Annotated in this window: 23 protein-coding genes; 16 read left to right on the top strand and 7 right to left on the bottom strand. The window is 66.2% G+C overall.

What is annotated here, in order from left to right; translation table 11 throughout:
* Positions 1–25: 25 nt before the first annotated feature.
* From LXE91_RS36750 to LXE91_RS36740, 3 genes are read right to left on the bottom strand one after another with little or no spacing between them, the layout of a single operon-like run.
* Positions 26–1,555 carry an efflux transporter outer membrane subunit gene (locus tag LXE91_RS36750; RefSeq protein ID WP_039362750.1) on the bottom strand — a complete coding sequence of 510 codons (1,530 nt, stop codon included), beginning with the start codon at positions 1,553–1,555 and terminating at the stop codon, positions 26–28.
* A 31-nt stretch (positions 1,556–1,586) separates the two neighbouring features.
* Entirely contained in the window at positions 1,587–3,047 is a 1,461-nt protein-coding gene (locus LXE91_RS36745) for an efflux RND transporter periplasmic adaptor subunit (protein WP_039362635.1), read from the bottom strand.
* A 48-nt stretch (positions 3,048–3,095) separates the two neighbouring features.
* Complete coding sequence (locus LXE91_RS36740) at positions 3,096–6,344, bottom strand: efflux RND transporter permease subunit (RefSeq protein ID WP_039362636.1); 3,249 nt, start codon at positions 6,342–6,344, stop codon at positions 3,096–3,098.
* A 269-nt stretch (positions 6,345–6,613) separates the two neighbouring features.
* On the opposite strand from LXE91_RS36740, the gene LXE91_RS36735 reads away from it, so the two are divergent.
* On the top strand, positions 6,614–7,081 hold the full coding sequence (locus tag LXE91_RS36735; protein ID WP_039362637.1) for an MEKHLA domain-containing protein: 468 nt from the start codon (positions 6,614–6,616) through the stop codon (positions 7,079–7,081).
* Positions 7,082–7,316: 235 nt separating this feature from the next.
* Positions 7,317–7,622 carry a DUF4148 domain-containing protein gene (locus LXE91_RS36730; RefSeq protein ID WP_039362638.1) on the top strand — a complete coding sequence of 102 codons (306 nt, stop codon included), beginning with the start codon at positions 7,317–7,319 and terminating at the stop codon, positions 7,620–7,622.
* Between the two features lie 71 nt (positions 7,623–7,693).
* Here LXE91_RS36730 and ansP read toward each other — a convergent pair whose 3' ends face one another.
* Entirely contained in the window at positions 7,694–9,184 is a 1,491-nt protein-coding gene (ansP, locus tag LXE91_RS36725; protein ID WP_039362640.1) for an L-asparagine permease, read from the bottom strand.
* A gap of 470 nt (positions 9,185–9,654) precedes the next feature.
* On the opposite strand from ansP, the gene LXE91_RS36720 reads away from it, so the two are divergent.
* From LXE91_RS36720 to LXE91_RS36695, 6 genes are all read left to right on the top strand, one after another.
* Positions 9,655–10,461, top strand: coding sequence for a transporter substrate-binding domain-containing protein (locus tag LXE91_RS36720; RefSeq protein ID WP_039362642.1), 807 nt, complete (start codon positions 9,655–9,657; stop codon positions 10,459–10,461).
* An 89-nt stretch (positions 10,462–10,550) separates the two neighbouring features.
* On the top strand, positions 10,551–11,237 hold the full coding sequence (locus tag LXE91_RS36715) for an amino acid ABC transporter permease (RefSeq protein ID WP_039362643.1): 687 nt from the start codon (positions 10,551–10,553) through the stop codon (positions 11,235–11,237).
* A complete protein-coding gene (locus tag LXE91_RS36710; RefSeq protein ID WP_039362645.1) occupies positions 11,234–11,884 on the top strand; it encodes an amino acid ABC transporter permease in 651 nt (216 codons plus the stop codon). The genes LXE91_RS36715 and LXE91_RS36710 overlap by 4 nt, the downstream gene beginning before the upstream one ends.
* Complete coding sequence (locus tag LXE91_RS36705) at positions 11,871–12,620, top strand: amino acid ABC transporter ATP-binding protein (protein WP_039362646.1); 750 nt, start codon at positions 11,871–11,873, stop codon at positions 12,618–12,620. Before LXE91_RS36710 ends, LXE91_RS36705 begins: the two co-directional genes overlap by 14 nt.
* A 173-nt stretch (positions 12,621–12,793) precedes the next feature.
* Positions 12,794–13,084 carry a DUF4148 domain-containing protein gene (locus LXE91_RS36700; RefSeq protein ID WP_039362647.1) on the top strand — a complete coding sequence of 97 codons (291 nt, stop codon included), beginning with the start codon at positions 12,794–12,796 and terminating at the stop codon, positions 13,082–13,084.
* Complete coding sequence (locus tag LXE91_RS36695; protein WP_039362649.1) at positions 13,081–13,350, top strand: hypothetical protein; 270 nt, start codon at positions 13,081–13,083, stop codon at positions 13,348–13,350. The genes LXE91_RS36700 and LXE91_RS36695 overlap by 4 nt, the downstream gene beginning before the upstream one ends.
* Here the strand turns inward: LXE91_RS36695 and LXE91_RS36690 are convergent.
* Positions 13,278–14,420 (bottom strand): FAD binding domain-containing protein, encoded by a 1,143-nt coding sequence (locus LXE91_RS36690; RefSeq protein ID WP_039362753.1) that lies wholly within the window; start codon positions 14,418–14,420, stop codon positions 13,278–13,280. The two genes, LXE91_RS36695 and LXE91_RS36690, sit on opposite strands and share 73 nt — an antisense overlap.
* Positions 14,421–14,871: 451 nt before the next feature.
* Between LXE91_RS36690 and LXE91_RS36685 the strand changes: the two genes are divergently transcribed.
* Genes LXE91_RS36685 through LXE91_RS36670 form a run of 4 tightly spaced genes read left to right on the top strand, consistent with a single transcriptional unit; the run spans position 14,872 to position 18,320 of the window.
* A complete protein-coding gene (locus LXE91_RS36685) occupies positions 14,872–15,108 on the top strand; it encodes a DUF1427 family protein (RefSeq protein ID WP_039362756.1) in 237 nt (78 codons plus the stop codon).
* Entirely contained in the window at positions 15,090–15,827 is a 738-nt protein-coding gene (locus LXE91_RS36680) for a YoaK family protein (protein WP_039362650.1), read from the top strand. Before LXE91_RS36685 ends, LXE91_RS36680 begins: the two co-directional genes overlap by 19 nt.
* A gap of 52 nt (positions 15,828–15,879) precedes the next feature.
* Positions 15,880–16,833 (top strand): VOC family protein, encoded by a 954-nt coding sequence (locus LXE91_RS36675; RefSeq protein ID WP_039362759.1) that lies wholly within the window; start codon positions 15,880–15,882, stop codon positions 16,831–16,833.
* Positions 16,830–18,320: an alginate export family protein gene (locus LXE91_RS36670; RefSeq protein ID WP_039362652.1), complete on the top strand. Its 1,491-nt coding sequence runs from the start codon at positions 16,830–16,832 to the stop codon at positions 18,318–18,320. The genes LXE91_RS36675 and LXE91_RS36670 overlap by 4 nt, the downstream gene beginning before the upstream one ends.
* Before the next feature lie 262 nt (positions 18,321–18,582).
* On the opposite strand, the gene LXE91_RS36665 is transcribed toward LXE91_RS36670, so the two are convergent.
* Both LXE91_RS36665 and LXE91_RS36660 read right to left on the bottom strand, forming a co-directional pair.
* Entirely contained in the window at positions 18,583–19,491 is a 909-nt protein-coding gene (locus tag LXE91_RS36665) for a LysR family transcriptional regulator (RefSeq protein ID WP_039362654.1), read from the bottom strand.
* A gap of 151 nt (positions 19,492–19,642) precedes the next feature.
* A complete protein-coding gene (locus tag LXE91_RS36660) occupies positions 19,643–19,924 on the bottom strand; it encodes a XapX domain-containing protein (protein WP_039362656.1) in 282 nt (93 codons plus the stop codon).
* 306 nt (positions 19,925–20,230) lie between these two features.
* Here LXE91_RS36660 and LXE91_RS36655 point away from each other — a divergent pair, with 306 nt between their 5' ends.
* The 4 genes from LXE91_RS36655 to LXE91_RS36640 all read left to right on the top strand — a co-directional run bounded on the left by LXE91_RS36655 (position 20,231) and on the right by LXE91_RS36640 (position 26,569).
* The gene (locus LXE91_RS36655; protein ID WP_039362658.1) at positions 20,231–20,917 is read left to right on the top strand and encodes a hydrolase; all 687 of its coding nucleotides are present in this window, start codon (positions 20,231–20,233) and stop codon (positions 20,915–20,917) included.
* A gap of 166 nt (positions 20,918–21,083) precedes the next feature.
* Positions 21,084–21,251: a DUF1427 family protein gene (locus tag LXE91_RS36650; protein ID WP_039362659.1), complete on the top strand. Its 168-nt coding sequence runs from the start codon at positions 21,084–21,086 to the stop codon at positions 21,249–21,251.
* A gap of 19 nt (positions 21,252–21,270) precedes the next feature.
* On the top strand, positions 21,271–23,160 hold the full coding sequence (locus LXE91_RS36645) for an amidohydrolase (protein ID WP_039362661.1): 1,890 nt from the start codon (positions 21,271–21,273) through the stop codon (positions 23,158–23,160).
* Between the two features lie 637 nt (positions 23,161–23,797).
* Positions 23,798–26,569, top strand: coding sequence for a TrlF family AAA-like ATPase (locus tag LXE91_RS36640; RefSeq protein ID WP_095145807.1), 2,772 nt, complete (start codon positions 23,798–23,800; stop codon positions 26,567–26,569).
* Positions 26,570–26,920: the final 351 nt, after the last annotated feature.

The raw sequence follows: 26,920 nt of genomic DNA, 5'->3' as shown, positions 1-26,920 counted from the left end.
TGCTACGGCTGCGCGCCTCTCACGTTCAACCGGCCGCCGGCAGCGTGACGGTGGGATTGGACCGCGCGGCCGCTACGGGTTCCTTCTTGCCCGTGTTCGATTCCGCGCCCGCGCCCGCCTGCCAGCCACCGCCCATCGCCTTCAGCAACCCGACTTCAGCCTCGATCCGGCGCGCGTCGATCTGATCGGCAGTGCGCCGGTTCGTCAATGCGATCGTCTGCGCGGTCACCACGTCCAGATAGCTGACGGCGCCCGCGTTGAAGCGGTTCGTCGTCAGCCGCAGCGACAGGTCGGCCGCGTCGGTCGCGCGCTGCTGGCTGCCTGCTTCGGACGCGAGCGCATCGAGCGCGGACAATTGATCCTCGACCTGCTGGAACGCCACCAGCACGGTTTGCCGGTAATCGGCGACCGCGCCGTCGTATTGCGCATGCGCGCCGCGCAGCGACGCGCTGCGGCGGCCGCCGTCGAACAGCGTGCCGGCGAGTTGCGGGCCGAGCGACCAGAACAGGCTCGGCGCGGCGAGCCACGGCGCGAAGAACGAACTCTCGAGCCCTGCGCTCGCCGACAGCACCAGATCGGGAAAGAACGCCGCACGCGCCTCGCCGATCTGCGCGTTCGCGGCCGCGACACGGCGTTCGGCCGCCGCGATGTCGGGCCGCCGCTCCAGCAGTTGCGACGGCACGCCGGCCGGAATGGCCGGCACATGGAACGCCTGCACGCGCGGCGGCAGCGCGAACGTCGACGCGCTTTCGCCGACGAGCGTCGCGATCGCGTGCTGCAACTGCGCACGTGACGCGTCGATGTCGGTGTCCTGCGTGCGGGTCGATTCGAGTTGCGTCTCGGCTTGTGCAACCGCCGACGCGTCGATCGCACCGGCCGCGAGTTGCTGCTTGAGCAGCGTCAGCGCGTCGGCGTACGCGTGCACGGTGTCGTCGAGGAGTTGCTTTTGCGTGTCGAGCGAGCGCAGCGCGAAATAGTCAGTCGCGAGTTCGGCCGTGACCGACAGCTTCACGGCCTGCAGGTCGGCCGCGCTCGCGGCGGCGTTCGCCTGCGCGCCCGTCACCGCGTCGCGCACGCGGCCGAATACATCGGGTTCCCAGCTCGCGGCCACACCAGCCTGGTAATCGGGCGTCGTCTTGCCGGCGAGCGACGAGCCAAGCCGGTTTTGCGACACGCGCGCGCGGCTTTGCGCGACGCCTGCCGTGATCGTCGGCAGGAACCCGGCGTGCTGATAGTCGACCATCGCGCGCGCCTGCTGCAGGTCGGCGACGGCTTTCTTCACCGTCTGGTTCGACACGTCGACGCGCGCTTCGAGCGCGTTCAGATCGGCGTCGCCGAACACGGTCCACCACGCGCCGCGCGCGGTGGCGTCCGCGGGCATTGCGGCGCGCCAGCCGGCTTGCGTGGCCGGTGCGGCTGGCGCGCCAGCGTAGTGCGCGGGCACCGCGACGGCGGGCGGCGAATAGGGCGGCAGCGTCGAGCAGGCGGTCAGTGCGGCGGCGGCGCCGAGCGCGACGACGCGGCGAGCGAACGGGAGCGGATGAGGAAGGCGCATGGCAGGCATCTCGTGGGTGGTCGTCGATGGGTCAGCCGCGGGCGGGCGCCGGAGCGGGTGTTGACGCAGCGGGTGCGACGCCGGCTGCGCGCAGCGGCGGCACGTCGCGCGCACCGGTCGCAGACGCCGGTTGCGTGGCCTGTGTGGCCTGTGCGGTCTGAGCGGACGAAGTGGACGAGGCAGACGAAGCAGACGAAGCAGACGAAGCAGCCACCGGCGCCGCATCGCGCGAGGTCGACACGATCTTTACCGCTTCCCCGGCCGTGATCGCATCGCCCGGGTTATCGATCACGCGATCGCCTGCCGCGAGCCCTGAGACGATCTCGACGCGTGTGCCGAAATCACGGCCGATCTGCACGGTCTTCAGCGCCGTACGCCCGTTCGCGCCGACGGTGGCGACCGTCACGCCGCCCGGGCGGAACAGCAGTGCGCTGACCGGCAGGTCGAGCGCCGGTGCCGCGCTCGGCACGACGAGATGCGCCTGCGCATACGCGCCGGGCATCAGCGCGCCGTCGCGGTTGTCGACGTCGATCTCGACGCGCAGCGTGCGCGTGACGGGATCGATCGCGCCCGCGCTGCGCGCGACACGCGCGGCAAAGCGCCGCCCTGGGTACTGCGGCGTCGTCAGGTAAACGGACGTGCCGGCCGACACGTCGGTCGCGCTGTCCTGCGGCACGTCGACGAACACACGCAGCGTGTCCGTCTGTTCGAGATGGAACAGTTCGCCGGACAGGCCCGGGCTGCCCGGCGTGCCGCCCGCGGTGACCAACGTGCCGACGTCGACGTTGCGTGCGGTGATCACGCCGTCGAACGGTGCGGCGACGGACTCGTACGACACGAGTTCGGCAAGATGCGCGACGTTCGCCTGCGCGGATGCGAGCATCGCACGCTTCGCGTTCATGTCGGCCACCTTCGTGTCGGTGTCCTGCTGCGACACCGACTGCGTTTTCAGCATGTCCTGCCAGCGTTGCGCGGTCGATTTCGCGTAGTCGTAGTTCGCCTGCGCGCTTGCTTCGTCGGCGCGCGCCTGGCGCAACTGCGCGTCGAGATCGGGCGCAGTGATCTGCGCGAGTGTCTGGCCGGCCTTCACGTGCGTGCCGAGATCGGCGCTCCAGTGCGCGATATAGCCGCTCGTGCGCGCATAGATTGACGCGTCCGCGAACGGCATCACCGAGCCGGGCAGCGTCAGCGTCTGGTCGGCGGGTGCCGTACCGGGCGCGATCACCGATACAGGCAGCGCTTGTTGTGCGGCCACCTGCGCACGCTGCGCGGCGCGCGCATCGACGCGCGGCACGATACCGATCGCCAGCAGCGCAGCGGCGAGCGCGACGGCGGCAAGCGGCAAGGTCAGTCGGCGGGCGCGTGGGCACTGCGGCGCGCCGGGCGTCGCACCGCGGGAGCCGGGCGGTACGGCCGCGCGTTCGATCGCGCTTCCGGCAGGGTGGGCCGCGTCGGCGGCCGGCGGGGCGAGGGGTTCGATCGAGTCGTTCATGATGTGGGCTCGAGGTTGGACGAATCGGATGGAAGGGCGGCGGCGCGATCAGCCCAGCGCCGGCGTATCGGAGGTGGGCCGCGCGCGCCGGGCGGCCGCGGCGTCGCGACGCTGCGCGAGCCACGCATGGACGAAGCCGAACAGCACCGGCACGAACAGCAGCGTCGATATCGTGCCGAACGCAAGCCCGCCGATCACCGCGCGGCCGAGCGGCGCGTTCTGCTCGCCGCCGTCGCCGAGGCCGAGCGCCATCGGCAGCATGCCGATCAGCATCGCGAGCGCGGTCATCAGCACCGGGCGGAAGCGGCTGAAACCGGCGTCGAGTGCCGCCTGCCACGGCGACTCGCCGGCCGCGAGCAGCTCGCGCGCCGCGTTCACGACGAGGATGCTGTTCGCGGTTGCGATGCCGATGCACAGGATCGTGCCGGTCAACGCGGGCACCGACAGCGTGGTGCGCGTGACGAACAGCATCCACGCGATGCCGGCGAGCGACGCCGGCAGCCCGCCGACGATCACGAGCGGATCGAGCCACGACTGGAAGTTCACGACCATCAGCAGGTAGACGAGCGCGATCGCGAGCACCAGGCCGCCGAGCAGCCCGGTGAACGACTCATGCATCGCCTGCACCTGGCCGCGCAGCACGATCGACGAGCCGGGCGGCAGTTGCGCGCGTGCTTCGTCGACGAGCTTCGTCACGTCGGCCGTGACGCCGCCGAGGTCGCGCCCCTGCACCGACGCGAAGATGTCGAGCACCGGCTGCACGTTGTAGTGCGACACCACGGCCTGCTGCGTCGCGCGCGAGAACGTGCCGAGCGAGCCGAGCAGGTTCTGCGCGGGCGCACCCGCGGCCGGGCCGCCGGCCGGCGTCTGCGGCGAGCGCGCGGTACCGGCGGGCAGCGGCACGTTCGCGAGCGACTGCAGCGAATTCACCGTGTATTGCGGCGTTTGCACGAGCACCGGGTAACTGACGCCGTTGCGCGGATCGAGCCAGAAGTTCGGCGTCGTCTGCGAGCTGCCGGACAGTGCGATCAGCAGGTTCTGCGCGACGTCGCGCTGCTCGAGGCCGGCCTGGATCGCCTTCGTGCGATCGACGTTCACGTTGATCGCCGGTTCGTCGCCCGGCTGCTGGATGCGCGCGTCGACGAGCCCGCGCACGCCGCGCAGCTTCGCGAGCAGCGCATTCGCGACCGCGCGGTTCTGGTCGAGCTTGTTGCCGACGATCTGGATGTCGATCGGCGCGGGCAGCCCGAAGTTGAGGATCTGGCTGACGATGTCGGCCGGCAGGAACGCGAACGTCACGCCGGGGAACGCCTGCGCGAGCACGTTGCGCAGCTTCGCCACGTATGTAGCGGTCGACGCGTGATTCGGCTTCAGCGTGACGAGCACGTCGGCGTCCTCGGTGCCGATCGGATCCGACGAGTCGTACGTGAGGTTGATCCCGCTCACCGGTACGCCGATGTTGTCGAGCACGCCGGCCAGTTCGTTGGCCGGAATCACGTTGCGGATCTTCGCTTCGACTTCGTCGGTGAGCCGCGCGGTTTCCTCGATCCGCGTGCCGGTCGGGGCGCGCAGGTGCAGGCGGATCTCGCCGGTGTCGACCGACGGGAAGAAATCCTGCCCGGCGAATGCGTAGAGGCCGGTCGATGCGACGCAGGCGAGCAGGAACGCGGCCGCGAAGCGGCGGCGCCGCGCGATCGCCGCCGACAGCAGCGCGCGATAGCGCAGCCGCACGGCCTCGAAGCGATGCTCGAACGCTGCCTGGAAACGCGCCACATGCACGAGGGGCGCGAATACGCCGCGCGGCGGCCGGCCGCTGCCCTTGGCGCGCATCAGCGCCATCGCGAGCGTCGGCACCAGCGTGCGCGAGAAGAAGTACGACGCGATCATCGCGAAGATCACCGCCTCGGCCAGCGGCACGAACAGATAGCGCGCGACGCCGGTCAGCAGGAACATCGGCACGAACACGATGCAGATCGACAGCGTCGACACGAAGGTCGGCACCGCGATTTCGCCCGCGCCGGTCAGGATGGCCTCCTCGAGCGGCGCGCCGAGCTCGAGATGATGCGTGATGTTCTCGATCGCGACCGTCGCGTCGTCGACGAGGATCCCGACCGCGAGCGCGAGCCCGCCGAGCGTCATGATGTTGATGGTCTGGCCGAGCACGGCGAGCGCGAGCAGCGACGTGAGCACCGCGAGCGGGATCGTGATCGCGATGATCAGCGTCGCGCGCCAGCTGCCGAGAAACAGCAGGATCATCAGCGCGGTCAGGCACGCGGCGATCAGCGCCTCGCGCACGACACCCTGGACGGCCGCCTTCACGAACACCGACTGATCGTCGAGCGGCGCAATGTGCAGCGCCTTCGGCAGCCCAGCCGCGATCTTCGGCAGCATCGCCTTCACCTGGTCGATGATCGTCAGCGTCGATGTGCTGCCGGTCTTCTCGACCGTCAGCAGCGCCGCGCGCTTGCCGTCCGCCCGCACGATGTTGGTCTGCGGCGCGTAGCCGTCACGAACGTGCGCGACGTCGCGTACGTACACGACATTGCCGCCGATCGTCTTCACCGGCAGGTCGTTCAGCGCGGCGACCGTCTGCGTGCTGCCGTTCATCTGCACGTTGTATTCGTGCGTGCCGATCTTCGCGGTGCCGCCCGGCAGGATCAGGTTCTGCGCGTTGATCGCGTTGACGACGTCGATCGGCGCGAGTCCTTTGGCCTGCAGCGCGCGCGTGTCGAGATCGACGACGATCTGGCGGATCTTGCCGCCGAACGGCAGCGGCACGGCCGCGCCCTGGACGGTCGCGAGCTGCGTGCGGATGAAACTGTTGCCGAGGTCGTACAGCTGCTGCTCGGCGAGCGTGTTGCTCGACAGCCCGAGCTGCAGGATCGGCACGGTCGATGCGTTGTACGTGATGATGTTCGGCGGCAGCGTGCCGGGCGGCAGGATGCGCAGGATCGACGCGGCGTTGCTCGCGGCTTCCGCGATCGCGCGATTGATGTCGGCGCCCGGGTGGAAGAAGATTTTCACGACCGACACGCCGTTCAGCGATTGCGATTCGATATGCTCGATGTCGTCGACGTCCGATGTGAGCGCGCGTTCGTAGTTCGACGTGATCCGCTTGGCCATGTCTTCGGCGGAGAAGCCGTTGTATGACCAGACGATGCTGACGACCGGAATGTCGATGTTCGGGAAAATGTCGGTGGGGGTGCGCAGCAGCGCGAGCGGCCCCGCGATGAAGATCAGCAGCGCGAGTACGACGAACGTGTAGGGCCTGCGTAACGCCAGCCGGACGATCCACATGATGGTGCTCCTCGAAGCGGGGAATAGACGCGCATTCGATGCGACGAGCACGCAGTCTGCCGGCGCGGCGTTGACCCGACCCTGACTCGAGGATTACGAAACCGTTATCTGGGCCGGCGCGATGGCATCGGCCGTGCGGCGGACCGCGCAGCGCGATGCGGGCGGCCCGAACCCTCGCCGCCGACTGCGGCGCGCCGCTTCGTCCATATAATGTCCGGCGGCAAACCTTCGCTCATTCGCGTATCTCGCCGATTTCAGGAGCCAGACCGATGTCGTTGCGCACCGATGCAAACTTCTTCCGCCTTCTTGCCGACTCGTATCGCCGGCTCGTGAACCATCCGCTCGTGCCCGACGGCATGAGCGCATCCGACGGCGCTGCGTGGCTGTACGAGGCGGCGCCGTTCGGCGTGCTTGCGCACGACACGTCGGCCGATCCGGTGTTCGTGTACGGCAACAGGCGCGCGCAGGCGATTTTCGAATACGACTGGGATGAACTGACGGCGTTGCCGTCCCGTCTGTCGGCGGAGCCGATGGAGCGACACGAGCGCCAGGTGTTTCTCGACAAGGTGATGCGCGATGGCTTCGTGTCCGAATACCGCGGCGTGCGGGTGACGAAGTCCGGCAAGCGGTTCTGGATCGAACGCGCGACCGTGTGGCAGCTCATGGACGCGGACGGAATCGTGCACGGCCAGGCCGCGATGATTCCGGAAGTGCGGCCGCTCGACGCGCCCGCATGAACGCGACGATCGACTGGCATGCGCGTCGCGTCGCGGGCCCGCGCTGTGTCCGGCGAACCGGGGCGGCCCGCCCACGACGCGCGGCGGCGCTCAGATGACAAAACCGTAATCGAAGCCTCACCTTCAGGAAAGCGCGCGAATCGCAGAATGGACTCAACTCTTCATCGCATCGATGGGGAGCGGATGTCCGGCCTGATCCGCGGACGCGAATACGCCAACTTGAGAGGTGAACGTCATGAACAACCTGATTCGTGCAGTCCTGCTTTCCTGCGCACTGAGCGCACCGATCGTCGCATTTGCACAAACCACCGACCATGCGGTCACGCGCGCCGACGTGCGCGCCGATCTCGTCCGGGTCGAGAGGGCCGGTTATCGGCCGATCAGTAACGATCCGAACTATCCCGAAGACATCCAGGCCGCCGAGGCGAAGGTCGCCGCGCAGCAAGCGCAATCTGCCGCCGCACGGCCCGCCGACGCAGCAAAGACAGCTACGTCATCGCTCGCGTCGCTCGACACCCAGTCTTTGTACGAGCATCACTGAATGCGGCTGTCGACCGCCGTCCGCGGCCCGACGGCGGTTCTTTCAGCAGACGGCGCGCATGCCGCAGCAAGTCAGTTGTCGCCCTTCTCGAGCACGTTCTGCGTGAGCGCGATCGACGGGATCGTCGGCTTCAGCAACGCGCGGCGCGCGCGACGGCTCAGCCAATTCCAGCCGGCCACGAGCAGCAGCGCGACCAGCGGGATCGACGCAATCGTCCACGTGCCGTTCGGGTAGTCGAATGCCATCAACACCAGCACGCCGAGCAGGAACAGCAGCGTGAGCCACGACGTCACGGGCGCGCCGGGCATCCTGAACGATACGTCTTCCACGTCGCCGCGCCTGACCGCGGCGCGGAACTTCATCTGGCACACGACGATGAAGCCCCAGGTGCTGATGATGCCGAGCGACGCGATGTTCAGCACGATCTCGAACACGCTCGACGGCACGAGATAGTTGAGCAGCACGCCGACCACATAGATCGCGACCGTCACCAGAATGCCCGCGTACGGAACGGATTGCCCGCTCATCCGCGCGAGGAACGCGGGGGCCGAGCCGCCCATCGACAGCGAACGCAGAACCCGCCCCGTCGAATACAGGCCGGAGTTGAGGCTCGACAGCGCGGCCGTCAGCACCACCAGGTTCATCACCGAGCCGATACCCGGCACGCCGAGCGCGCCGAAGAACGTGACGAACGGGCTCTGGCCCGCCTTGTACGCACTCCACGGCAGCAGGCAGACCAGCAGAACGACCGATGCGACGTAGAAAATCGCGATGCGCCAGATCACGTTGTTGATCGCGCGCGGCAGCACCTTGCGTGCATCCTTGCATTCGCCGGCGGCCGTGCCGACCAGTTCGACGCCCGCGAACGCGAACACCACGCCCTGCACCAGCACCAGCGCCGGCATCAGCCCGTGCGGAAAGAACCCGCCGTTATCGGTGATCAGATGCAGGCCGGTGCCATGGCCGGCCACCGGCATGCCCGTGCCGAGGATCGCCGCGCCGATCACGAGAAACAGCACGATCGCGGCGACCTTGATCAGCGCGAACCAGAACTCCATTTCCGCGAACCATTTCACGCCGATCAGGTTCATCGTCGCGACGATGCACAGCGCGACGAGCGCGAAGATCCACTGCGGCACGGCCGCGAACGGCGCCCAGTAATGCATGTAGAGCGCGACGGCGGTGATGTCGACGATGCCGGTCATCGCCCAGTTCAGGAAGTACATCCAGCCTGCGACGAACGACGCCTTCTCGCCGAGGAATTCGCGTGCGTACGACACGAAGCTGCCGCTGCTCGGGCGATGCATCACGAGCTCGCCGAGCGCGCGCAGGATCAGGAACGAAAACGCGCCGCAGACGAGATAGACGATCGCGAGCGCCGGGCCGGCGGCCTGCAGCCGGGCGCCGGCGCCGAGAAACAGCCCGGTGCCGATGGCCCCGCCGATCGCGATCATCTGCACCTGTCGATTGCCGAGGGTCTTGTGATAGCCGGCTTCGTGCGATTCGAGCCAGCTGCGTTTGTCGGTTTCGCCGGTTGTCGACGGGTCGGGAATCGATGCCATGACGGTTTCCTCGCGCACGGATGGGATTGGATTCATCCCGATCGCGGATGATCGGGACCACCGGTACCGGGGGGGCCGGCGCGCGCAATCGCGCGCGCCCGTCCTGATGGCGATTCGTCGGACGTGACGAAAGGCACGGTACGTCGCGAACGTATTCAGCCGTAATTCCGGTCACAAACGGAATGCAAATTTGGACTGGGCCGGTTCGAATCCATGCATAGGGTTTCGGTGCCGGGTGAACCGGTTAGGTAATTTGGTGCGCCGGCGCGCGCTGCGGGGGCAACCGTAACCGACGGCGCCGGCGCATGCACCGAAATGAGGAATCCGGCTCGCCGAAAGGTCGCTGAAATTTCCGTCTCGTGCCGGTGCGGCAAGCGTTTCACGGCGATGGCCCGGTTTTTGCTGGTGTGGTGTCGGCCGCGCAACGGTTGCGCGCTGCCCGACGACACACCAGACAAGGAAGATTCACCGTGAGCCCGACGACCCGACCGTTCCCCCGACGCACCTGGCTGGCCGCGCTGCTTGCCGCCCCCGTGATCGCGCTGTTTGCCGCTGCGCCGGCCCATGCCGATGCGCTCGACACCATCGCGAAAAACGGCACGCTGCGCGTCGCGGTGCCCGAGGACTATCCGCCGTTCGGTTCGGTCGGCACGGACATGCAGCCGCAGGGCTACGACATCGACATGGCAGGACTCCTTGCCAAGGCGCTCGGCGTCAAGCTGAAGCTGGTGCCGGTGAACAGTGCGAACCGGATTCCGTACCTGACGACCAACAAGGTCGACATGGTGATTTCCTCGCTCGGCAAGACGCCGGAGCGCGAGAAGGTCATCGATTTCTCGAGCGCGTACGCGCCGTATTTCCAGGGCGTGTTCGGGCCGTCCGACGTGAAGGTGAGCACGCCCGCCGACCTCACCGGCAAGACGGTCGGCGCGACGCGCGGCGCGCTCGAGGAGATCGCGCTGTCGCAGCTCGCGCCGAACGCGACGATCAAGCGTTTCGAGGACAACAACGCGACGATCCAGGCATTCCTGTCGGGGCAGGTCCAACTGATCGCTGCGGGCAACATCGTCGCGGCGGCGATTCTCGCGAAGAATCCGCCGCGCCGCCCCGAGGTCAAGTTCGTGATCAAGAATTCGCCGTGCTTCGTCGGCGTCAACAAGAACGAACCGCGCCTGCTCGCGAAGATCGACGATGCGATCGCGCATGCGAAGCAGGACGGCTCGCTCGGCGAGCTGTCGCGCAAGTGGCTCGGCCAGCCGCTGCCGGCCGGGCTGTGACGTATCGCAGTGCAGCCTGACACGTCGCCGAGGCCGGGATGCCCGGCACGGCGCGTGTCGTTGTCCGAACCCGAATCTATCCGCTTCCCATGAGCTACCAGCTTCAATTCGGCGAACTCGCCGATTACGCCGGCGTGTTCGCGAGCGGCGCGGCGATCACGCTCGCGCTGACGGCGGTCGCGACCGTGCTCGGCGTGGCCGTCGGCGTGCTCGGCGCGGCCGCGTACAGCGCCGACGCGCGCGCGGCCGTGCGGTTGCGCCCGCTGATCGGCGCGTACGTCGAGGCGATTCGCAATACGCCGTTCGTCGTCCAGCTGTTCTTCATCTTCTTCGGCTTGCCGGCGCTCGGCGTGCACATCGACGAATACACGGCCGCGATCCTCGCGATGACGCTCAATCTCGGCGCGTACTCGGTCGAGATCGTGCGCGCGGGCGTGGCCGCCGTGCCGAAAGGGCATCTGGAGGCGGCGTCCGCGCTGGCGATGTCGCGCGCGCAGATGCTGCGCCATGTCGTGCTGCCGCAGGCGCTCGCCAAGGTGTTTCCCGCGCTGTCGAGCCAGATCGTGATCACGATGCTCGGTTCGGCGGTCGTGTCGCAGATCTCGGTGGCCGATCTGACCTATGCGGCCAGCTATATCCAGTCGCGCAACTTCCGCGCGTTCGAGACGTACTTCGTGATCACGCTCGCGTACCTGGCGATGGCGCTGCTGATGCGCGCCACGCTCGGCGCGATGGGGCGCCGCCTGTTCTCCCGCCGCGTGCGAGGTGCGCGATGACCGATTTCACGTTCGGGCAGATTCTCGCGAACCTGCTGCTGGCGGCGCGCTGGACGATCGTGCTGTCGATCGTGTCGTTCGTCTCCGGCGGCCTCGTCGGCCTCGGGCTGCTCGTGATGCGCGTGTCGAATTCGACGGCGCTGCGCGGCATCGCCAAGCTCTATATCGAAGTGTTCCAGGGCACGCCGTTGCTGATGCAGCTGTTCATCGTGTTCTTCGGCCTGCCGCTCGTCGGGCTCGACGTTTCGCCGTGGGTCGCGGCCACGGCGGGGCTCACGTTCTTCACGAGCGCCTACCTGGCGGAGATCTGGCGCGGCTGCGTCGAGGCGGTGCCGAAAGGGCAGTGGGAGGCGTCGGCCAGCCTCGCGATGAGTTATGTCGAGCAGTTGCGCCACGTGATCCTGCCGCAGGCCGCGCGCATCGCGATCGCGCCGACGGTCGGCTTCGGCGTGCAGGCCGTGAAGGATACGGCGCTGGTGTCGATCATCGGCTTCACCGAGCTGACGAAGGTCGGTATCGCGATCTCGAATGCGACGTTCCGGCCGTTCGTCGTGTATGGCCTCGTCGCGCTGATCTATTTCGCGCTCTGCTATCCGCTTACCCGTTATGCGCGCACGTTGCAAAGGAGATGGCATGCCGCTCGTTGAAACCCGGGGTCTCGAAAAGAACTTCGGCACCCATCATGTGCTCAAGGGCATCGATCTGTCCGTCGAGCGCGGGCAGGTCGTGTCGATCATCGGCCGCAGCGGCTCGGGCAAGAGCACGCTGCTGCGCACGCTCAACGGGCTCGAGAGCATCGATGCGGGCACGATCTCGGTCGACGGCGAACGCGTCGATGCACGGCATGCGGACTTGCGTGCGCTGCGGCTGAAGGTCGGCATGGTGTTCCAGCAATACAACCTGTTTCCGCACCTGAGCGCCGGACAGAACGTGATGCTCGCGCAGTCGGTGGTGAAGAAGTCGCACCGCCAGCAGGCGCGCGCGATCGCGGAGCTGATGCTCGAGCGCGTCGGCCTCGGCGACAAGTTCGACGCGTTTCCGGAACACCTGTCGGGCGGCCAGCAGCAGCGCGTCGCGATCGCGCGTGCGCTCGCGATGAAGCCGAGCGTGCTGCTGTGCGACGAAATCACGTCGGCGCTCGATCCCGAGCTCGTCGGCGAGGTGCTGGGCGTGATCGAGCAGCTCGCGCGCGAGGACATGACGCTGATCATGGTCACGCACGAGATGAACTTCGCGCGTGCGGTGAGCGACAGGATCGTGTTCATGCACCAGGGGCGCGTGTGGGAGACCGGGACGGCCGACGAGATCTTCGAGCGTCCGCAGACGGTGGAATTGACGCGGTTTCTGGGCAGCGTGCGGAACCCGGAAACGGCTACGCGCTGACTGACACGGCCGTGTGGCCGGGCCGCGACCAGATGACAGGACCGTAATCGAAGCCTCACCTTCCGGAAAGCGCGCGAATCGCAGAATGGACTCAACTCTTCATCACATCGATGCGGAGCGGATGTCCGGCCTGATCTGCGGACGCGAACACGCCATCTCGAGAGGTGAACGTCATGAACAACCTGATTCGTGCAGTCCTGCTTTCCTGGGCACTGAGCGCACCCGTCGCCGCATTGGCGCAAACCGCCGACCATGCGCTCACACGCGCCGACGTGGTCGCCGACCTGATTCAGGCGGAGCGCGACGGCACGCTGCCCACACCGAACTGGGACTATCCGCCGAGCGCGCAGACGATCGCGCGCAATCGCGAACTGTATGCGATCGCGCACGGCGAGCCGCGCACCGCGACGGCGAGCGTGGGAACGCCTGCGGCGGCATCGGTCTCGACGGCGAGCGCGCAATGAAGCGGGCCACGGTATCGGCACGCGCGGCGGGCCTGGCGCTCGCCGCGTTGCTCGCGGCCCATGGCGCGCCGGCCGCCGCGCGCGGCCAGCCGCAACTGCCCGACGATGATGGCGGGCGTGCCAGCGTGCTGCGCGCGCTCAACCCGTCGAGCGAGACGCTGCGCCGGCCCGCCGACGCGCGTCCGGCCCACGTTCAGGCCGCGCCCATCAAGCGGGCGCCCAGCGCGATGCCGCGCGCGGCGATCACCGCGCTCGCGGCGCGCTGACGCGCGTCCCAACTCGCCAGCGCGGCGTCGAACCCGCGGCCGTGGCCGACTTCGCGCAGCGCTTGCGCGAGGCCGACCGCGTCGTCCGCCGCTTTGGCGACACCGGCCGCCGTGTGCGGGCGAACGAGGCACGCGGCGTCGCCCAGCAGCACCGCACGCCCCACCGCCATCCGTTCGACCGCGAGATCCTGGATCGCCTGCGCGAACGGCGCGGGTGTCGCGTCGACGAGCGCGGCGAGCGTCGGTGCGAGCATCCGGCCAGCGGCGTCGACGAGTTCCGCGCGGTTGTCGTCGCGCATCGCGCCGGGCGGCAGCGACCCGTCGCGCTGCGTGCCGTCGCGCGCCAGGAACAGCGACGGCAGCCGGTCGGACGCGAGACGCCGGTACCAGACCCAGTTCACGCGCCGCTTGCCTGCCTCGGTCGCGCCGTCCGCACCGGGCACCAGATAGGTGAGGAACAGGTGCGCGTCGCCTTGCTGAAACGTGAAGCGCTCGCGCAGCAGATACAGCACCTGTTCGGGCAGCCCCCGCTCGTCGACGAGCCCGCGCCAGGCGACATAGCCCGCATACGTCGGCCGCACGTCCGGCATCAACTGCGCACGTACCGCCGAGCGGCCGCCGTCCGCACCGATCAGCAGGTCGGCCGTCTCGGCGTGGCCGCTCGCGAAATGCGCGACGATGCGCTCGCCGTCCTGCTCGAATCGCTCGAACGCGTCGCCGGCATGGACGATGCCGGCCGGCAGCGCGCGCTTCAACGCCGTGTAGATCACGTTCCATGCGGTCTGCGTTTGCGGCATCGCGAAGCGTTGCACGATGCGGTCGTGCGCATCGACGTAGATCCGGTCGATCGAATCGACGGCGGCCTCGCGCGGCAGCGGTACGTTGCCGAATGCGGACGCCCGCTCGATCGGCGGCTGCAGCACGATGCCGCCGCCGCGGCTGTCCAGGTCGTGCGGTGATTGCTCGAATACGCCGACGTCCCAGCCGGCTGCGCGCAGTGCGGTCGCGGTGAACAGCCCGCCGACCGACCCGCCGACGATGACGGCCTTGCGGCCCGATCCGTGTTCCATCCGATGTCTCCCGATGATGGCCGAGCATAGGGCAAGCCACGGACGCAGCGGTTGAATCGTTCTGAAGCGGCCCGGGTGACAGCGTGACGCGTGCGCCGCCGCTCGACCTCGGCGGCGGTTGGCGGAGGCGGCGGATGCCACGCGTTGCGGTGCGGCCGGCGTGCCGTTCAGGAATGCGTCGACCCGCCGTTCGATTTCGGCGTCGAGGTCGTCTGGCACCGGCAATCCACATACCCACTTGCGCACGCCGGGACGGAAGCGGCTCGCGTGCAGGCGCCAGACCCGTTCGATTTCCGCGTTGCGCCGCGCTTCCGACACCGGCGTTGCTTCAGAAGAATTCAGTTCGCCGCCATGACTTTCAGGTGCGCGTCCCCTAGTCTTGCTACCGAACCGCCGCATGGGCCGGGCGCCGTCCGTCCGGCCCGGCGCGGCGGCGCAACCGGAACGGACCATGCCCTACCTGATCCTGCTGGGAGCCGGCATCGCAGTCGGCCTGCTGTATGACCTGGTGCGCATGCAGTCTTGCGCGCCGCCGCGGATCGCACTGGCCGGGCTGCCCGGCATCGTGCCCGGCGAGCACGCGATCCCGTTCGTGCCGGCGCACGTGTGCCCGCCGGCCGCACAGGTCCAGGACGCGAGCTGCGCCGGCAAAACCACGGAAACCACGACATGCAACCTGGACAAGTAACGGCCGCCGGTGCGGCCGCGCCCGATCGCCTGCCCGGCGAGGACGTTTTTCTCGCGTCGATCGCGGGCTATGTCGACACGCTCGGCTTCGTCGCGCTGTTCGGCCTCTTCACCGCCCATGTGACCGGCAACTTCATCCTGATCGGCTCCGGCCTGGCCGGGGTCGGGCAGGGGCTGCTGATCAAATGGCTCGCGTTTCCGGCATTCATTGCAGGCATCGTGGCCGCGCGCCTGCTCGACCACCGGATGCGCGTGCGCGGTCACGGCGCGCGTGCCTGTTCGCTGTACGCATTGCAGGCGATCCTGCTCGCCGGTTTCATGTTCGCGGGGATCGCGGCGTCGCCGATCGGCAGTGCCGACGCGCCCGCGACGATCGTCTGCGGGCTGCTCGGCGCGGCGGCGATGGGCGTGCAGAACGCGCATGGCCGGCTGACCGCGCGCTCGGTGGTCGCCAACACGGTGATGACCGGCAACGTCACACAGGCCGTCATCGATGCATTCGACTGGCTCGTGCCGATCGCCGCGCCGGCCGAACGGGACGCCGCCCGCGCGCGGCTGCAGCGCACGCTGCCGCCGGTGGCCGGTTTCGCGCTCGGCGCGGGCGCCGGCGCGACTGCGTACCTGTATGCCGCGTTCTGGGCGCTCGCGCTGCCGCTCGCGGTGCTGGGCTTTCTCACGTATCGATCCGCACGCGCGGCCGAGCTGCCGGCCTCGCGCTGAACCCGTTTTCGTGCGCAGCGTGCCGCTGCGCGCCACCTTCAAGGAGAACCCGATGATTTCACTGAACCTGCGCCACGTGCTGCGCATGACGACCGCGTCGACGGCGATGCTTGCCGCGTTGCTGGCGGCCGCCCCGTCGCATGCCGACGAAACGCATCTGGACGACACGGCGCGCCAGCCGGCCGCCGCGCGCTTCCCGGCGGTCGCGGTCGGCCCGCAGTACGACACGACGCACGTGTGCGTGGCGCCGGAAGACTTCGACCGCTTCACCGACAGCTTCGTCGCGACGTTCGGCGGCAAGAAGTCGAAGCAGGGCGTGTTCCAGGTCACGCCGACGCCGAGCCAGACGATGTCGCAACTGGTGCTCACGCCGGTCGGCACGATCTCGGTGTTCGGCTTCAAGACGCCGATCCCGTATCCGTTCTGCGAGGAGCGCACCGGCTATCTGGTGACCGACATGGACGTGGCCGTGAAGTCGGCGCGTGCGCATGGCGCGGACGTGGTCGTCGCGACGTTCCCCGATCCGATCGGGCGCGACGCGATCATCCGCTGGCAGGGCGGCGTGAACATGCAGCTGTACTGGCACACGCAGGCGCCGAATTACGACCCGCTGCAGACGGTGCCGGAAAACCGCGTGTACGTGTCGCCGGAACGCGCGAGCAAGCTCGCGCACGACTTCGCCGCGTTCTCGCACGGCAAGATCGTGTCGGACGTGCGCAAGGCGCCGGGCATCGAGATCGGCCGGCCGAACGACACGTACCGCCGCATTCGTATCGAATCGGGCTTCGGCAAGATGACGGTGCTCGCGACGGACGGCCATCTGCCTTACCCGTTCGGGCGCGAGATGACCGGCTATGAAGTCGCCGACCTGGCCGCGACGCTGAAGCAGGCGGAAGCCGCGGGCGTGACCGTGCTCGTGCCTCCGTTCACGTCGGACGGCCGTGACGCGGCGCTCGTGCAGTTCCCGGGCGGCTACGTCGCCGAAATCCATGCCCGGTCGAAATGACGGTGCGCCGGCCGATCAAACCATCGTGGCGCGGCGCGCTGCCGGGCGTCGTGCTGGCCGGCGGCGTCGCGCTGCATGCCGGGACGGCGGCCGGTGCCGATGCGCCGGCCGCCGCAGCCGCTCAGCCGCTGGCGCCGACGCCGGCGGCCGCGAGCGCCGCCGTGTCGTGCACTGCGAAGCGTCCGACCGTGCTGTTCAACCGCTGGCAGGAGGACTGGTCGGTACTCGCGAACCCGTGCGTGCCGCGCAAGCCGTTCGACGCACTGAAATACGTGCCGCTCGGCGATGACCCGTCGACCTACCTGTCGCTCGGCGCGAACCTGCGCGAGCGTTTCGAGCTGAACAACGCGCCGCTGTTCGGCCTCGGCTCCGCGCACGACGACAACTACGTGATCCAGCGCACGAACGTGCACGCGGACCTGCGCTATCGCGGCCATCTGCAGGCGTTCGTGCAGTTCGTCGATGCGCGGCCGTTCGGCAAGAATACGGTCGGCCCGGTCGACAAGGACCAGCTCGACATCGAGCAGGCATTCGTCGCGTATGTGGACCAGATCGGCCCCGGCACGTTGAAGACGCGGGTCGGCCGGCAGGAGATGGCGTTCGACTTGCAACGCTTCGTGTCGGTGCGCGACGGCCCGAACGTGCGGCAGGCGTTCGACGCGTTGTGGGCCGATTACGAAATCGGCAAGTGGCGGCTGATCGGCTACGTGACGCGCCCGGTGCAGTATCGCGACGCGGCCGCGTTCGACGACGTGTCGAACCGGCACCTGCGATTCGACGGCGTGCGCGTCGAGCGCAACGGCACGGGGCCCGGCGACCTGTCCGTGTACTGGTCGCGCTACACGCGCGACAACGCGCGCTTTCCGGATGCGTCGGGCACCGAGCGGCGCGACGTGTTCGACATGCGCTACGCGGGCAAGGCCGACGGGCTCGACTGGGACGTCGAGGCGATGCTGCAGACGGGCCACGTCGGGCAGGACACGGTGGGCGCGTGGGCGTTCGGCGCGCTGGGCGGCTATACGTTCGCGAAGACGGCCGGCACGCCGCGCATCGGCATCCAGATCGACGGCGCGTCCGGCGATGCTCACCCGGGCGATCGGCGCGTCGGCACGTTCAACCCGATGTTTCCGAACGGCTATTACTTCACGCTCGCCGGTTACACCGGATACAGCAACCTGATCCACGTGAAGCCTTCGCTGACGTTCAAGCCGGCGAGCTCGGTCACGGTGCTCACCGCCGTCGGCTTCCAGTGGCGGCAGACGACGGCCGATGCGATCTACGGGCAGGGCATGTCGGCGGTGCCGGGCACGGCGGGCAAGGGCGGCGCGTGGACGGGGATGTACGCGCAGGCTCGCGTGGACTGGCTCGTCAATGCGAACACGGCCCTGGCCGTCGAGGCGGTGCACTTCCAGCTCGCCGATTCGATTCGCGCACTGGGCGCGCGTAATGCCGACTATGTCGGCGTGGAAGCGAAGTTCGGTTGGTGACGCGGCGCGCGCCGCCGCTTTTTGTCAGGGCGGCGCGCGTGTGACCGAACGACGCCAGGCACGGGGCAGGGAGCCCGATGACCTGCGCCAGTACGTCGTTCAGATGGTGTTGGTCGGAACAGGAAACGTCGCAAACGGCCCCGAGCTCGGCGAAGGTCGGGTCGGCGTGCCGATCGGATGCGGAGCACGCGTCATACGTCACCCCAGACGTCGTCCGGGCAGCCAATGGCGCTGCCGTCGGATGGTCGCAGAAAAGGCGGCATCACGCCGGCGCGGTGAGCCGGTCGACGAGGTCCCGGCGATCAAGTTGCTCGACCCACCAATGTAGCGCCTGGCCAGCCTCGTCGGCACGCCACGCGATATAGCAATGGGTCGTGTCGCGCATGCCTGTGACCTCACGTGCGACGAGCCTGCCTTGCGCGATCGCGGGCGTTGCAATGCAGTCCGGCAGCGTGCCCACCGCGAGTCCTTCGCATAGCGCGGCCAGTTTCGCGGCGAGCGTCGGCACGGCAAGATACGGTTGCCCGGCATCGACGGCGACCGAGCGCGGTTGCAGTTCGCGGGACGTGTCGGAGATCACCGCGGCGCGATACGCGACGACGGACGACATCGACAGCGGTTCGGGCAGGGCGGCGAGCGGATGGGATGGGGCGACCGCGAATACGTGCCTGAGCGTGCCGATCGGATGGGCCACGATGTCCGGCAGCTCCGGGGGCTCACCCGCTGCGCCGACGACCAGGTCGGCGCGCCGCGAAACGAGCGCATCCCAGGTGCCGCCGAGCACTTCGGTGGACAGTCGCAGCCGCGTGTCCATTTCAAGGTCGTAGAACGCGTGCACGTACGGCCACATCGTGTGCAAAGGCAGGATCTCCGCGATGCAGATGCGGACCTCTGTTTCCCAACCTTGCTGTGCGCGTTGCGCTTTGCGTTCCAGCTGTTCGGCGGCGCGCAGCAGCCGACGGCCTTCTTCGACGACCACGCGGCCCGCGTGCGTGAGCCTGGCGCGACGCCCGCTGCGATCGAACAACGCGACGCCGAGGTCACTCTCGAGCTTCTGGACGAGGTACGTCAGTGCGGACGGCACGCGATGCATCAACTCCGCGGCGTCGGCGAACGTACCGGTGCGGTCGATCGCGTCCAGTGCCTCGAGTGCTTCGAAGGACAGCTTCATGGCGAATCTCACTGCGAAAGAGACATCGGGCGGCCAGCTTCAGGCTGACGGCGGTGCATCCTATCCCGTCTGGATGCGGTTCATCGACGAACGTCCTGACGCACACGCAAGCGCCCCGGCCGTCCCGGTCGCATTCGCTGGAGCCTTCGGATCACGTCGGCGTCGATTCACGGCGCTTCGCGGCAGCGTCAGGCGCGTGGGCGCCCGGCAGCGCACCGAACATGTGCTGGCTGCACTTTGCGTCGCGCCATGCGGTTCCCAGCCGGATTCCGCCGAACATCCGTCGCGCCAGCGGAAGGATCTGTTCGCCGGCCAGAATGCCGAGCAGACCCACCAGCGCGACGGCGGGCGGCGCCGGCGATTGCACGCCGATCAGCGCGTAAACGATGCCGGCGAGGATGCCGGCGAACAGCGAAGCAGAGTACGGTTTCATAGGTTTGACATGGCGTGACGACAGTAAAAAATAGGGATAACTACCGATCTGGCGTCGATCCGAATTTCCTGGGTCAGCCTATCAGTTCCGCATGTGCGTTGTGGGTCCATTCAATGAAATTCAGATCTTTTCAGCCTGGATTCATGAAGGTCGCGGGAATCAGAACAATTAATTGGTGTGGCCGCTCATTCGCCTGTTGAATGATGGTGGCCGGCTGTCGAGCCTTCCGACCAGCGCGTTCGACGCGTTGCGGATTCGTCGGCCCGGCGAGCCTCATTTCTCCCTGCGTCAAAGGACATCACCGCCATGAGCAACCCGAAGCTTGAAGTACTTACCCCGCACAACAGCCAACTGATCTTCATCGATCAGCAGCCGCAGATGGCGTTCGGCGTGCAATCGATCGATCGCCAGACGCTGAAGAACAACGTCGTCGGGCTCGCGAAGGCTGCGAAGGTCTTCAACATCCCGACCACGATCACGACGGTCGAAAGCGAGAGCTTCTCCGGTCACACGTATCCGGAGCTGCTCGACGTTTTCCCGAACCAGAAGACGCTCGAACGCACGTCGATGAATTCGTGGGACGACCAGAAGGTGCGCGACGCACTGGCCGCAAACGGCCGCAAGAAGGTGATCGTGTCCGGCCTGTGGACCGAAGTCTGCAACACGACGTTCGCACTGTGCGCGATGCTCGAAGGCGACTACGAAATCTACATGGTCGCCGACGCGTCGGGTGGCACCACGCAGGCCGCGCACGACTTCGCGATGCAGCGCATGGTGCAGGCGGGCGTCGTGCCCGTCACGTGGCAGCAGGTGCTGCTCGAGTGGCAGCGCGACTGGGCGCACCGCGAGACGTACGACGCCGTGATGGCGATCGCGAAGGAGCATTCGGGCGCGTACGGTATGGGTGTCGACTACGCGTACACGATGGTCCACAAGGCCGCGCCGCGCACCGCGACGCCGCACGAGTCGATCGCGCCCGTTCCGGCGAAGTAAGCGCAGAGGGCCAGCGATCGCTGATGCCGGTGCGGCGGGTTCGATTCGAACGCGCCGCATTGGCTTCATTGCGCGGGTGGCGGACGTGATCGAAACACGCATGCCGCCCGCAGCAGGCTGATCGGAACATGGCCCCTGCATTCGAATTTTCCGGGAGATTCATCGCATGGAACCTTATCTGGTTTCCCTTGGTGCGGGCCTGCTGATCGGTGTGATTTACAGCGCCATCAAGGTTCGCTCTCCCGCACCGCCGCTGATTGCGCTGGTCGGGTTGCTCGGCATGCTGATCGGCGTGCAAGCCTTGCCCACCGTGAAACAGCTGCTTGGCTTCTGATCAATTAGAGGTGATGCATATGACCGCAACCGTGACCCAGCCGGATCTGATCCTGCATAACGGCAGATTCACGACGCTCGACCGCGCGAACCCCGTCGCGACGGCTATCGCGATTGCCGCCGGCCGCTTCGTCGCCGTCGGCAGCGACGCGGACGTGATGCCGCTCGCGGGCCGCGCGACGAAGGTGGTCGATCTCGGCGGCCGTGGCGTACTGCCGGGCCTGATCGACAACCACTGCCACGTGATTCGCGGCGGCCTGAACTACAACATGGAACTGCGTTGGGACGGCGTGCCGTCGCTCGCGGTCGCGATGGAAATGCTCAAGCGCCAGGTGGCCGTGACACCCGCGCCGCAGTGGGTCCGCGTGGTCGGTGGCTTCACCGAGCATCAATTCGTGGAGAAGCGGCTCCCGACGATCGACGAACTCAATGCCGCCGCGCCGGACACCCCGGTTTTCATCCTGCACCTGTACGATCGCGCGTTGCTGAACGCGGCCGCGCTGCGTGTCGTCGGCTACACGAAGGACACGCCGGAGCCGCCGGGTGGGACCATCGTCCGCGATGCCGCCGGCAACCCGACCGGCCTGCTGCTTGCGAACCCGAACGCGACGATCCTCTACGCGACGCTCGCGAGGGGCCCGAAGCTGCCGTTCGAGTATCAATACAATTCGACGCGCCATTTCATGCGCGAGCTGAACCGGCTCGGCGTGACGGGCGTGATCGACGCGGGCGGCGGCTCGCAGAATTACCCCGACGATTACGAAGTGATCCGCAAGCTGCACGACGCGGGTGAGATGACGATCCGCATCGCCTACAACCTGTTCACGCAGAAGCCGAACGCGGAGAAGGAAGACTTCGTGAACTGGACGAAGAGCGTCAAGTACCACGACGGCACCGACTACTTCCGCAATAACGGCGCGGGCGAGATGCTGGCGTTTTCCGCGGCCGACTTCGAAGACTTCCGGGTGGCACGCCCGGACCTGCCCGACCAGATGGAGGATGATCTCGAGGGCGTCGTGCGCGTGCTCGCGGAAAACCGTTGGCCGTGGCGCATGCACGCGACCTACGACGAGACCATCAGCCGCGCGCTCGACGTGTTCGAAAAGGTGAACGAGGACATCCCGCTCGAAGGGCTGAACTGGTTCTTCGATCATGCGGAAACCATCACCGAGAAATCGATGGACCGGATCGCCGCGCTCGGCGGCGGCATCGCGGTGCAGCACCGGATGGCGTACCAGGGCGAATACTTCGTCGAGCGCTATGGCGCGCAGGCGGCCGAAGCGACGCCGCCGGTCGCGAAGATGCTGTCGAAAGGCCTCAAGGTCTCGGCCGGCACCGACGCGACGCGCGTGGCGTCGTACAACCCGTGGGTGTCGCTTGCATGGCTCGTCAGCGGCAAGACGGTCGGCGGCCTGCGGATGTACCCGCAGCGCAACCTGCTCGATCGGGAGACGGCACTGCGCATGTGGACCGAGTACGTGACGTGGTTCTCGAACGAAGAGGGCAAGAAAGGGCGCATCGCGGTGGGGCAGCTTGCCGACCTGGTGGTCCCGGATCGCGATTTCTTCGCGTGTGCCGAGGACGACATCGCCGGCACGACTGCGTTGCTGACGGTCGTGGACGGAAAGATCGTGTGGGGCGCGGGGCCGTTCCAGTCGTACGACGCGCCGATCCCGCCGGCGATGCCCGACTGGTCGCCCGTGCGCGAGTTCGGCGGCTATGGCGGCTGGGGCGCGACGCAGCGCGCCGGCGCGCCGCTGCAACGGGCGGCCGCCGCTGCGATGTGCGGTTGTGCGAACGCGTGCAACGTTCACCAGCACGCGCACGCGAGCGCATGGGCAAGCGCGTTGCCGACGTCGGACGCAAAGGGCTTCTGGGGCGCGTTCGGCTGCTCCTGCTGGGCGGTCTGATACGGCGACGCAGACCGATGCGGCTTAGGCGGGACCCGGCTGGCAGTCGTCACGCAATTCGGTGACGATATGACGGCCGGGATAAAGCGATGTGCCCGCTCCATCCACGAGAAAGGTGGATGGAGCGGGCTGCCTTCGCAATATGTCGGATCAGGCAGATGGCGGCATGCGCCGCCAGGGCGACGCGTCGCGCCGGGATGTCGAGGCGTCCGGCGCACGGCGTCTGTCGAGATTCACTCGACGTTGGACTATCTGCTTTGCCGTTCATTCAACCTTGAACTTTCAAGGGCAGCTTGGCCCGTTCGCGCACGGCCGACCGGCTCTCATCGACCCGTTGCAGTCATTCGGATCGCCGTTGTGGCGACGGTCGGTCTCGCGTGCTCAACGGCCACTCGCTCCTCCGGTTGCGTGCTGCATGTCTGTCATCCCTGCCGTTCGACTACGCTATATCCAGCGGCAGGTTTCGCTTCGCCCACCTGAAATCTGCCGGGACCCTGTGTACGACGGTAGGTTAAATCGTACGCAAGTCCGACCAGCATCATCCCCCGACCGCATCAGGCATAATTCCGACATTCCATTGATGGCTTGGCGAAACGGGGTATTTGCCTGCTGCTCGCATGCGCCGGGAAGCCGTTCCGTGAACAAGTATCAGAAAGGGGCTGGTATGAAAGATCCGAGGGGTTCAGTGTGGCGCAAGTGGGATTTGCATATTCACACACCGTTCTCGTTCCACTGGAACGAAGGGGCCAATATCAAGAAGCTACCGCCGGAGGAGCGCGAAAAGATTCTCGATCAACTGATAGAAAAAATCGTCGAAAGCGATGTCGCGGCCTTCGGGATCATGGATTACTGGACGTTCGACGGCTACTTGGCCATTAGGGAGCGCTTGGCGGCGCGCAAACTTGAAATTTCCAAGGCAATATTTCCGGGCATGGAATTGCGCATTGAAGCCCCCGTCGATTTTCGCCTCAACATCCATGTGCTCCTCTCTGATGCGCTCACCACGCAGAACCTCAACGACTTCAAGTCGGCGCTCCAAATCCGTTCGAGTAACAATTACGCCCGCGCACTTTCCAATGAGGCATTAATTGAATACGCGCGCAGCCTCGACCCGAGCAAGGCGAAGATTCATGGATTCCAAGATACTGATCTCAAGGATGAGGAGAAGCTGCTTCGGCTTGGGAGCATGACAGCATTGGTGACGCGGGAATCGCTGCGCGATGCTATCAAACGGATTCCGCCGGATACTTGCCTAGTGATTATGCCCTACGATACCTCAGATGGGCTGTCGGAACTTGATTGGGAAAAGCACCCTCACGACGACAATTACTTCATGCGGTCGGCGGATATCTTTGAGACACGCAACCCAGACAATGTCGACCTCTTCCTTGGACGCGAAACCGACAAGAATCGCAAGTTCCTGGCCAATTTCGTCAAGACGATGGGAGGCAAGCCCAAGCCGGCAATTTCGGGCAGCGACGCCCACAAGATTGCTGACTATGGCGTATTCCCGAGCAACCGCATCACCTGGATCAAAGCCGATCCGACGTTCGAGGGCTTGCGACAAACAATCTATGAGCCGATTAGTCGCGTGCAAATTTCAGCCGAAAAGCCCATAGAGCCTCTGTTCGCGATACGTAACGTTGTGCTGAATTTTCCGGCTGATGCCAAGCTCGTGAGCAACATCGTGTCTGCGAGTCAACCCGACCCCTTCTGCTTTCGCGGGAGAACCGAGATTGTCTTCAGTGCCTATCTCACCTGCCTCATCGGAGGTCGAGGCTCGGGCAAGAGCACGCTACTTAATCTGTTACATGAGAAGCTCGATCCGGGCCGCACCAGGTTTTTCGTGGACAACAGCCTGACGCCGACGAAGACGACTGACATCGCAAGCTGCGTCACCATCGACGGCGATGCGGAACAGAAGATCGTTGAGTTCCTTCAGCAAAACGAGATAGAGCAATTTGCTGTCGCTCCCCATGGCTTCACCGAGGCGATATTCAAGCGCTTGTCAAAGCGCGACACTGACGGGAAGCTTGCTACCATCGATGAGGCCATTCAATCAGCCATTGATGAGACTGAGGCGCAGAGCCAGCGATTGGCAGAGCATCACACGCTGGCCATCACGCTAGCCAGCGCCGAAAAGGAACTGGCGACGGCTAGGACTCTCATCGTTTCCTTCCAAAATCCTGAATACACTCAACTCAACGCAGACCTCGGAGCCTCCAACAAGGAGTTGCAAGGGCTGAGGACCTGGCGCTCGCGGCTGGAGTCACTCCTCAAAGAGCTAAGGGCTGTATGCCAAAAGCAAAAACTTCCCCCCTCCGAGACACCTAATCTTTACGAGACTGAGTTTTTTGCAATTCAAAAGGCCATTGACGAGCTTCTTGTCCCAGTCGAGGCCCGTGCCAACTTAGCCGATGCCTCCGCGCGCGAGACGGCCTTGACGCACGAAGTAGCCGCGCTCACCCAGAAACTCGAGGACTTTCTCAGAGGCCGCGGCCTCTCGCAGGAAAACCTGCTTGACGTAGGAAAAGCCAATGAGCGCATCGCTCAGATCGAGCAAGAGCTTCCCGCGCAAAAAGCGAAGGCATCCGAACTTGAGAAGCAGATCGCTGCGTTCAAGAACCAACGCGAGCTCATCGATGAGCGTGTTGGTGTTGTGACAGAGCTTCTTATGCCGCTCAATGACACGCTGTCACGCCTAGGAAAGGAGGTCAAACCTATCGAACTGCGCTATGAGTTCGACGATGCGCAGTTTAAGCAGGTAATGGTCGAACGCATACAGGAGCGCTTTGAAGCGGGCGACGGGCCAGCGCCGCGTATCGATCACCTCCACACTATGCTGTCAAGTGTCGACTTCAAGAGCCTTACCACATCGGCGGACTTCCTCTCAAAACTACCTGGGGAAAGGAGCACTGCCAAGCTATTGCGTGATCACTTTTCCAACGAGCCGAATTTTGAGCTGCTGAAGGTCGAGGCAGAGAAGTTGTTAATGGATCATCGGGCGTTCGGCAGGATTCGCGTCTCATACGACGGCAAGCCCGTCGAGAGTTCATCATTTGGCCAACGATGTACGACCGTCATCGTTATCTTGCTGTTGTTGGGGAACACTCCCATCGTTATCGACGAGCCGGAGGCGCACTTGGATAGCGCGCTTATAGCCAATTACTTGGTCGAACTTGTAAAGAAGGCGAAGCTTAACAGGCAAATCATCTTCGCTACACACAACGCTAACTTTGTAGTCAATGGTGACGCTGAGCTGATTCATGTATTGGAAATGGGGGCGGACAAGTCCACGAAGGTCGTAAGCGTCACAATCGAGAATCTTGAGCACCGGGGGAAGCTGCTTACGCTTGAGGGTGGCTCCGAGGCATTCTTGAAACGGGAGTCCCGCTACGGCATCGCGTAATGCTCGGCCTCAAAACGTCTCTTCAGCGTGCGGGGCGAGCAAAGCGAGTTGCTATCAATTGGCGATCAATATCGATCGCGCTGGCATCAATGGAAATCCTGTTTGTTCGACGGATTACTTTACAAGTGTTGACTGCGTGTGAATGGCCGATGTCTGCGGTGCAGCCGACGTTCGAATGCCCGGGCGACGGAGTGTTTGAGCGCCCGCTTCTGGCCGAACTCGGCCGGCCGCCGCCCAGCGCACACGGCCGGCGCAGATCGACCCGAAGCGGTCTCTCCGCTTCCTCTAGAGCAGTTATTCAATGTGATGAGTTCGAGATCGATCGTTGGGGGAAAGGTCGAAAATTGGCAG

This window comes from Burkholderia contaminans, assembly GCF_029633825.1.
GTDB classification, from domain to species: Bacteria; Pseudomonadota; Gammaproteobacteria; order Burkholderiales; family Burkholderiaceae; genus Burkholderia; species Burkholderia contaminans.
Note: the sequence above shows the minus strand (reverse complement) of the source record. Positions and strands in the feature narration are given on the sequence as shown.

Excerpts from the sequence above, each read along its gene's own strand:
- LXE91_RS36735 (WP_039362637.1), top strand. The coding sequence starts at position 6,614 with ATGTCGTTGCGCACCGATGCAAACTTCTTCCGCCTTCTTGCCGACTCG.
- LXE91_RS36685 (WP_039362756.1), top strand. The coding sequence starts at position 14,872 with ATGCCCTACCTGATCCTGCTGGGAGCCGGCATCGCAGTCGGCCTGCTG.
- LXE91_RS36680 (WP_039362650.1), top strand. The coding sequence starts at position 15,090 with ATGCAACCTGGACAAGTAACGGCCGCCGGTGCGGCCGCGCCCGATCGC.
- LXE91_RS36730 (WP_039362638.1), top strand. The coding sequence starts at position 7,317 with ATGAACAACCTGATTCGTGCAGTCCTGCTTTCCTGCGCACTGAGCGCA.
- LXE91_RS36715 (WP_039362643.1), top strand. The coding sequence starts at position 10,551 with ATGAGCTACCAGCTTCAATTCGGCGAACTCGCCGATTACGCCGGCGTG.
- LXE91_RS36690 (WP_039362753.1), bottom strand. The coding sequence starts at position 14,420 with ATGGAACACGGATCGGGCCGCAAGGCCGTCATCGTCGGCGGGTCGGTC.
- LXE91_RS36675 (WP_039362759.1), top strand. The coding sequence starts at position 15,880 with ATGATTTCACTGAACCTGCGCCACGTGCTGCGCATGACGACCGCGTCG.
- LXE91_RS36700 (WP_039362647.1), top strand. The coding sequence starts at position 12,794 with ATGAACAACCTGATTCGTGCAGTCCTGCTTTCCTGGGCACTGAGCGCA.
- LXE91_RS36670 (WP_039362652.1), top strand. The coding sequence starts at position 16,830 with ATGACGGTGCGCCGGCCGATCAAACCATCGTGGCGCGGCGCGCTGCCG.
- ansP (WP_039362640.1), bottom strand. The coding sequence starts at position 9,184 with ATGGCATCGATTCCCGACCCGTCGACAACCGGCGAAACCGACAAACGC.
- LXE91_RS36665 (WP_039362654.1), bottom strand. The coding sequence starts at position 19,491 with ATGAAGCTGTCCTTCGAAGCACTCGAGGCACTGGACGCGATCGACCGC.
- LXE91_RS36655 (WP_039362658.1), top strand. The coding sequence starts at position 20,231 with ATGAGCAACCCGAAGCTTGAAGTACTTACCCCGCACAACAGCCAACTG.
- LXE91_RS36745 (WP_039362635.1), bottom strand. The coding sequence starts at position 3,047 with ATGAACGACTCGATCGAACCCCTCGCCCCGCCGGCCGCCGACGCGGCC.
- LXE91_RS36710 (WP_039362645.1), top strand. The coding sequence starts at position 11,234 with ATGACCGATTTCACGTTCGGGCAGATTCTCGCGAACCTGCTGCTGGCG.
- LXE91_RS36650 (WP_039362659.1), top strand. The coding sequence starts at position 21,084 with ATGGAACCTTATCTGGTTTCCCTTGGTGCGGGCCTGCTGATCGGTGTG.
- LXE91_RS36750 (WP_039362750.1), bottom strand. The coding sequence starts at position 1,555 with ATGCGCCTTCCTCATCCGCTCCCGTTCGCTCGCCGCGTCGTCGCGCTC.
- LXE91_RS36645 (WP_039362661.1), top strand. The coding sequence starts at position 21,271 with ATGACCGCAACCGTGACCCAGCCGGATCTGATCCTGCATAACGGCAGA.
- LXE91_RS36695 (WP_039362649.1), top strand. The coding sequence starts at position 13,081 with ATGAAGCGGGCCACGGTATCGGCACGCGCGGCGGGCCTGGCGCTCGCC.
- LXE91_RS36740 (WP_039362636.1), bottom strand. The coding sequence starts at position 6,344 with ATGTGGATCGTCCGGCTGGCGTTACGCAGGCCCTACACGTTCGTCGTA.
- LXE91_RS36660 (WP_039362656.1), bottom strand. The coding sequence starts at position 19,924 with ATGAAACCGTACTCTGCTTCGCTGTTCGCCGGCATCCTCGCCGGCATC.
- LXE91_RS36705 (WP_039362646.1), top strand. The coding sequence starts at position 11,871 with ATGCCGCTCGTTGAAACCCGGGGTCTCGAAAAGAACTTCGGCACCCAT.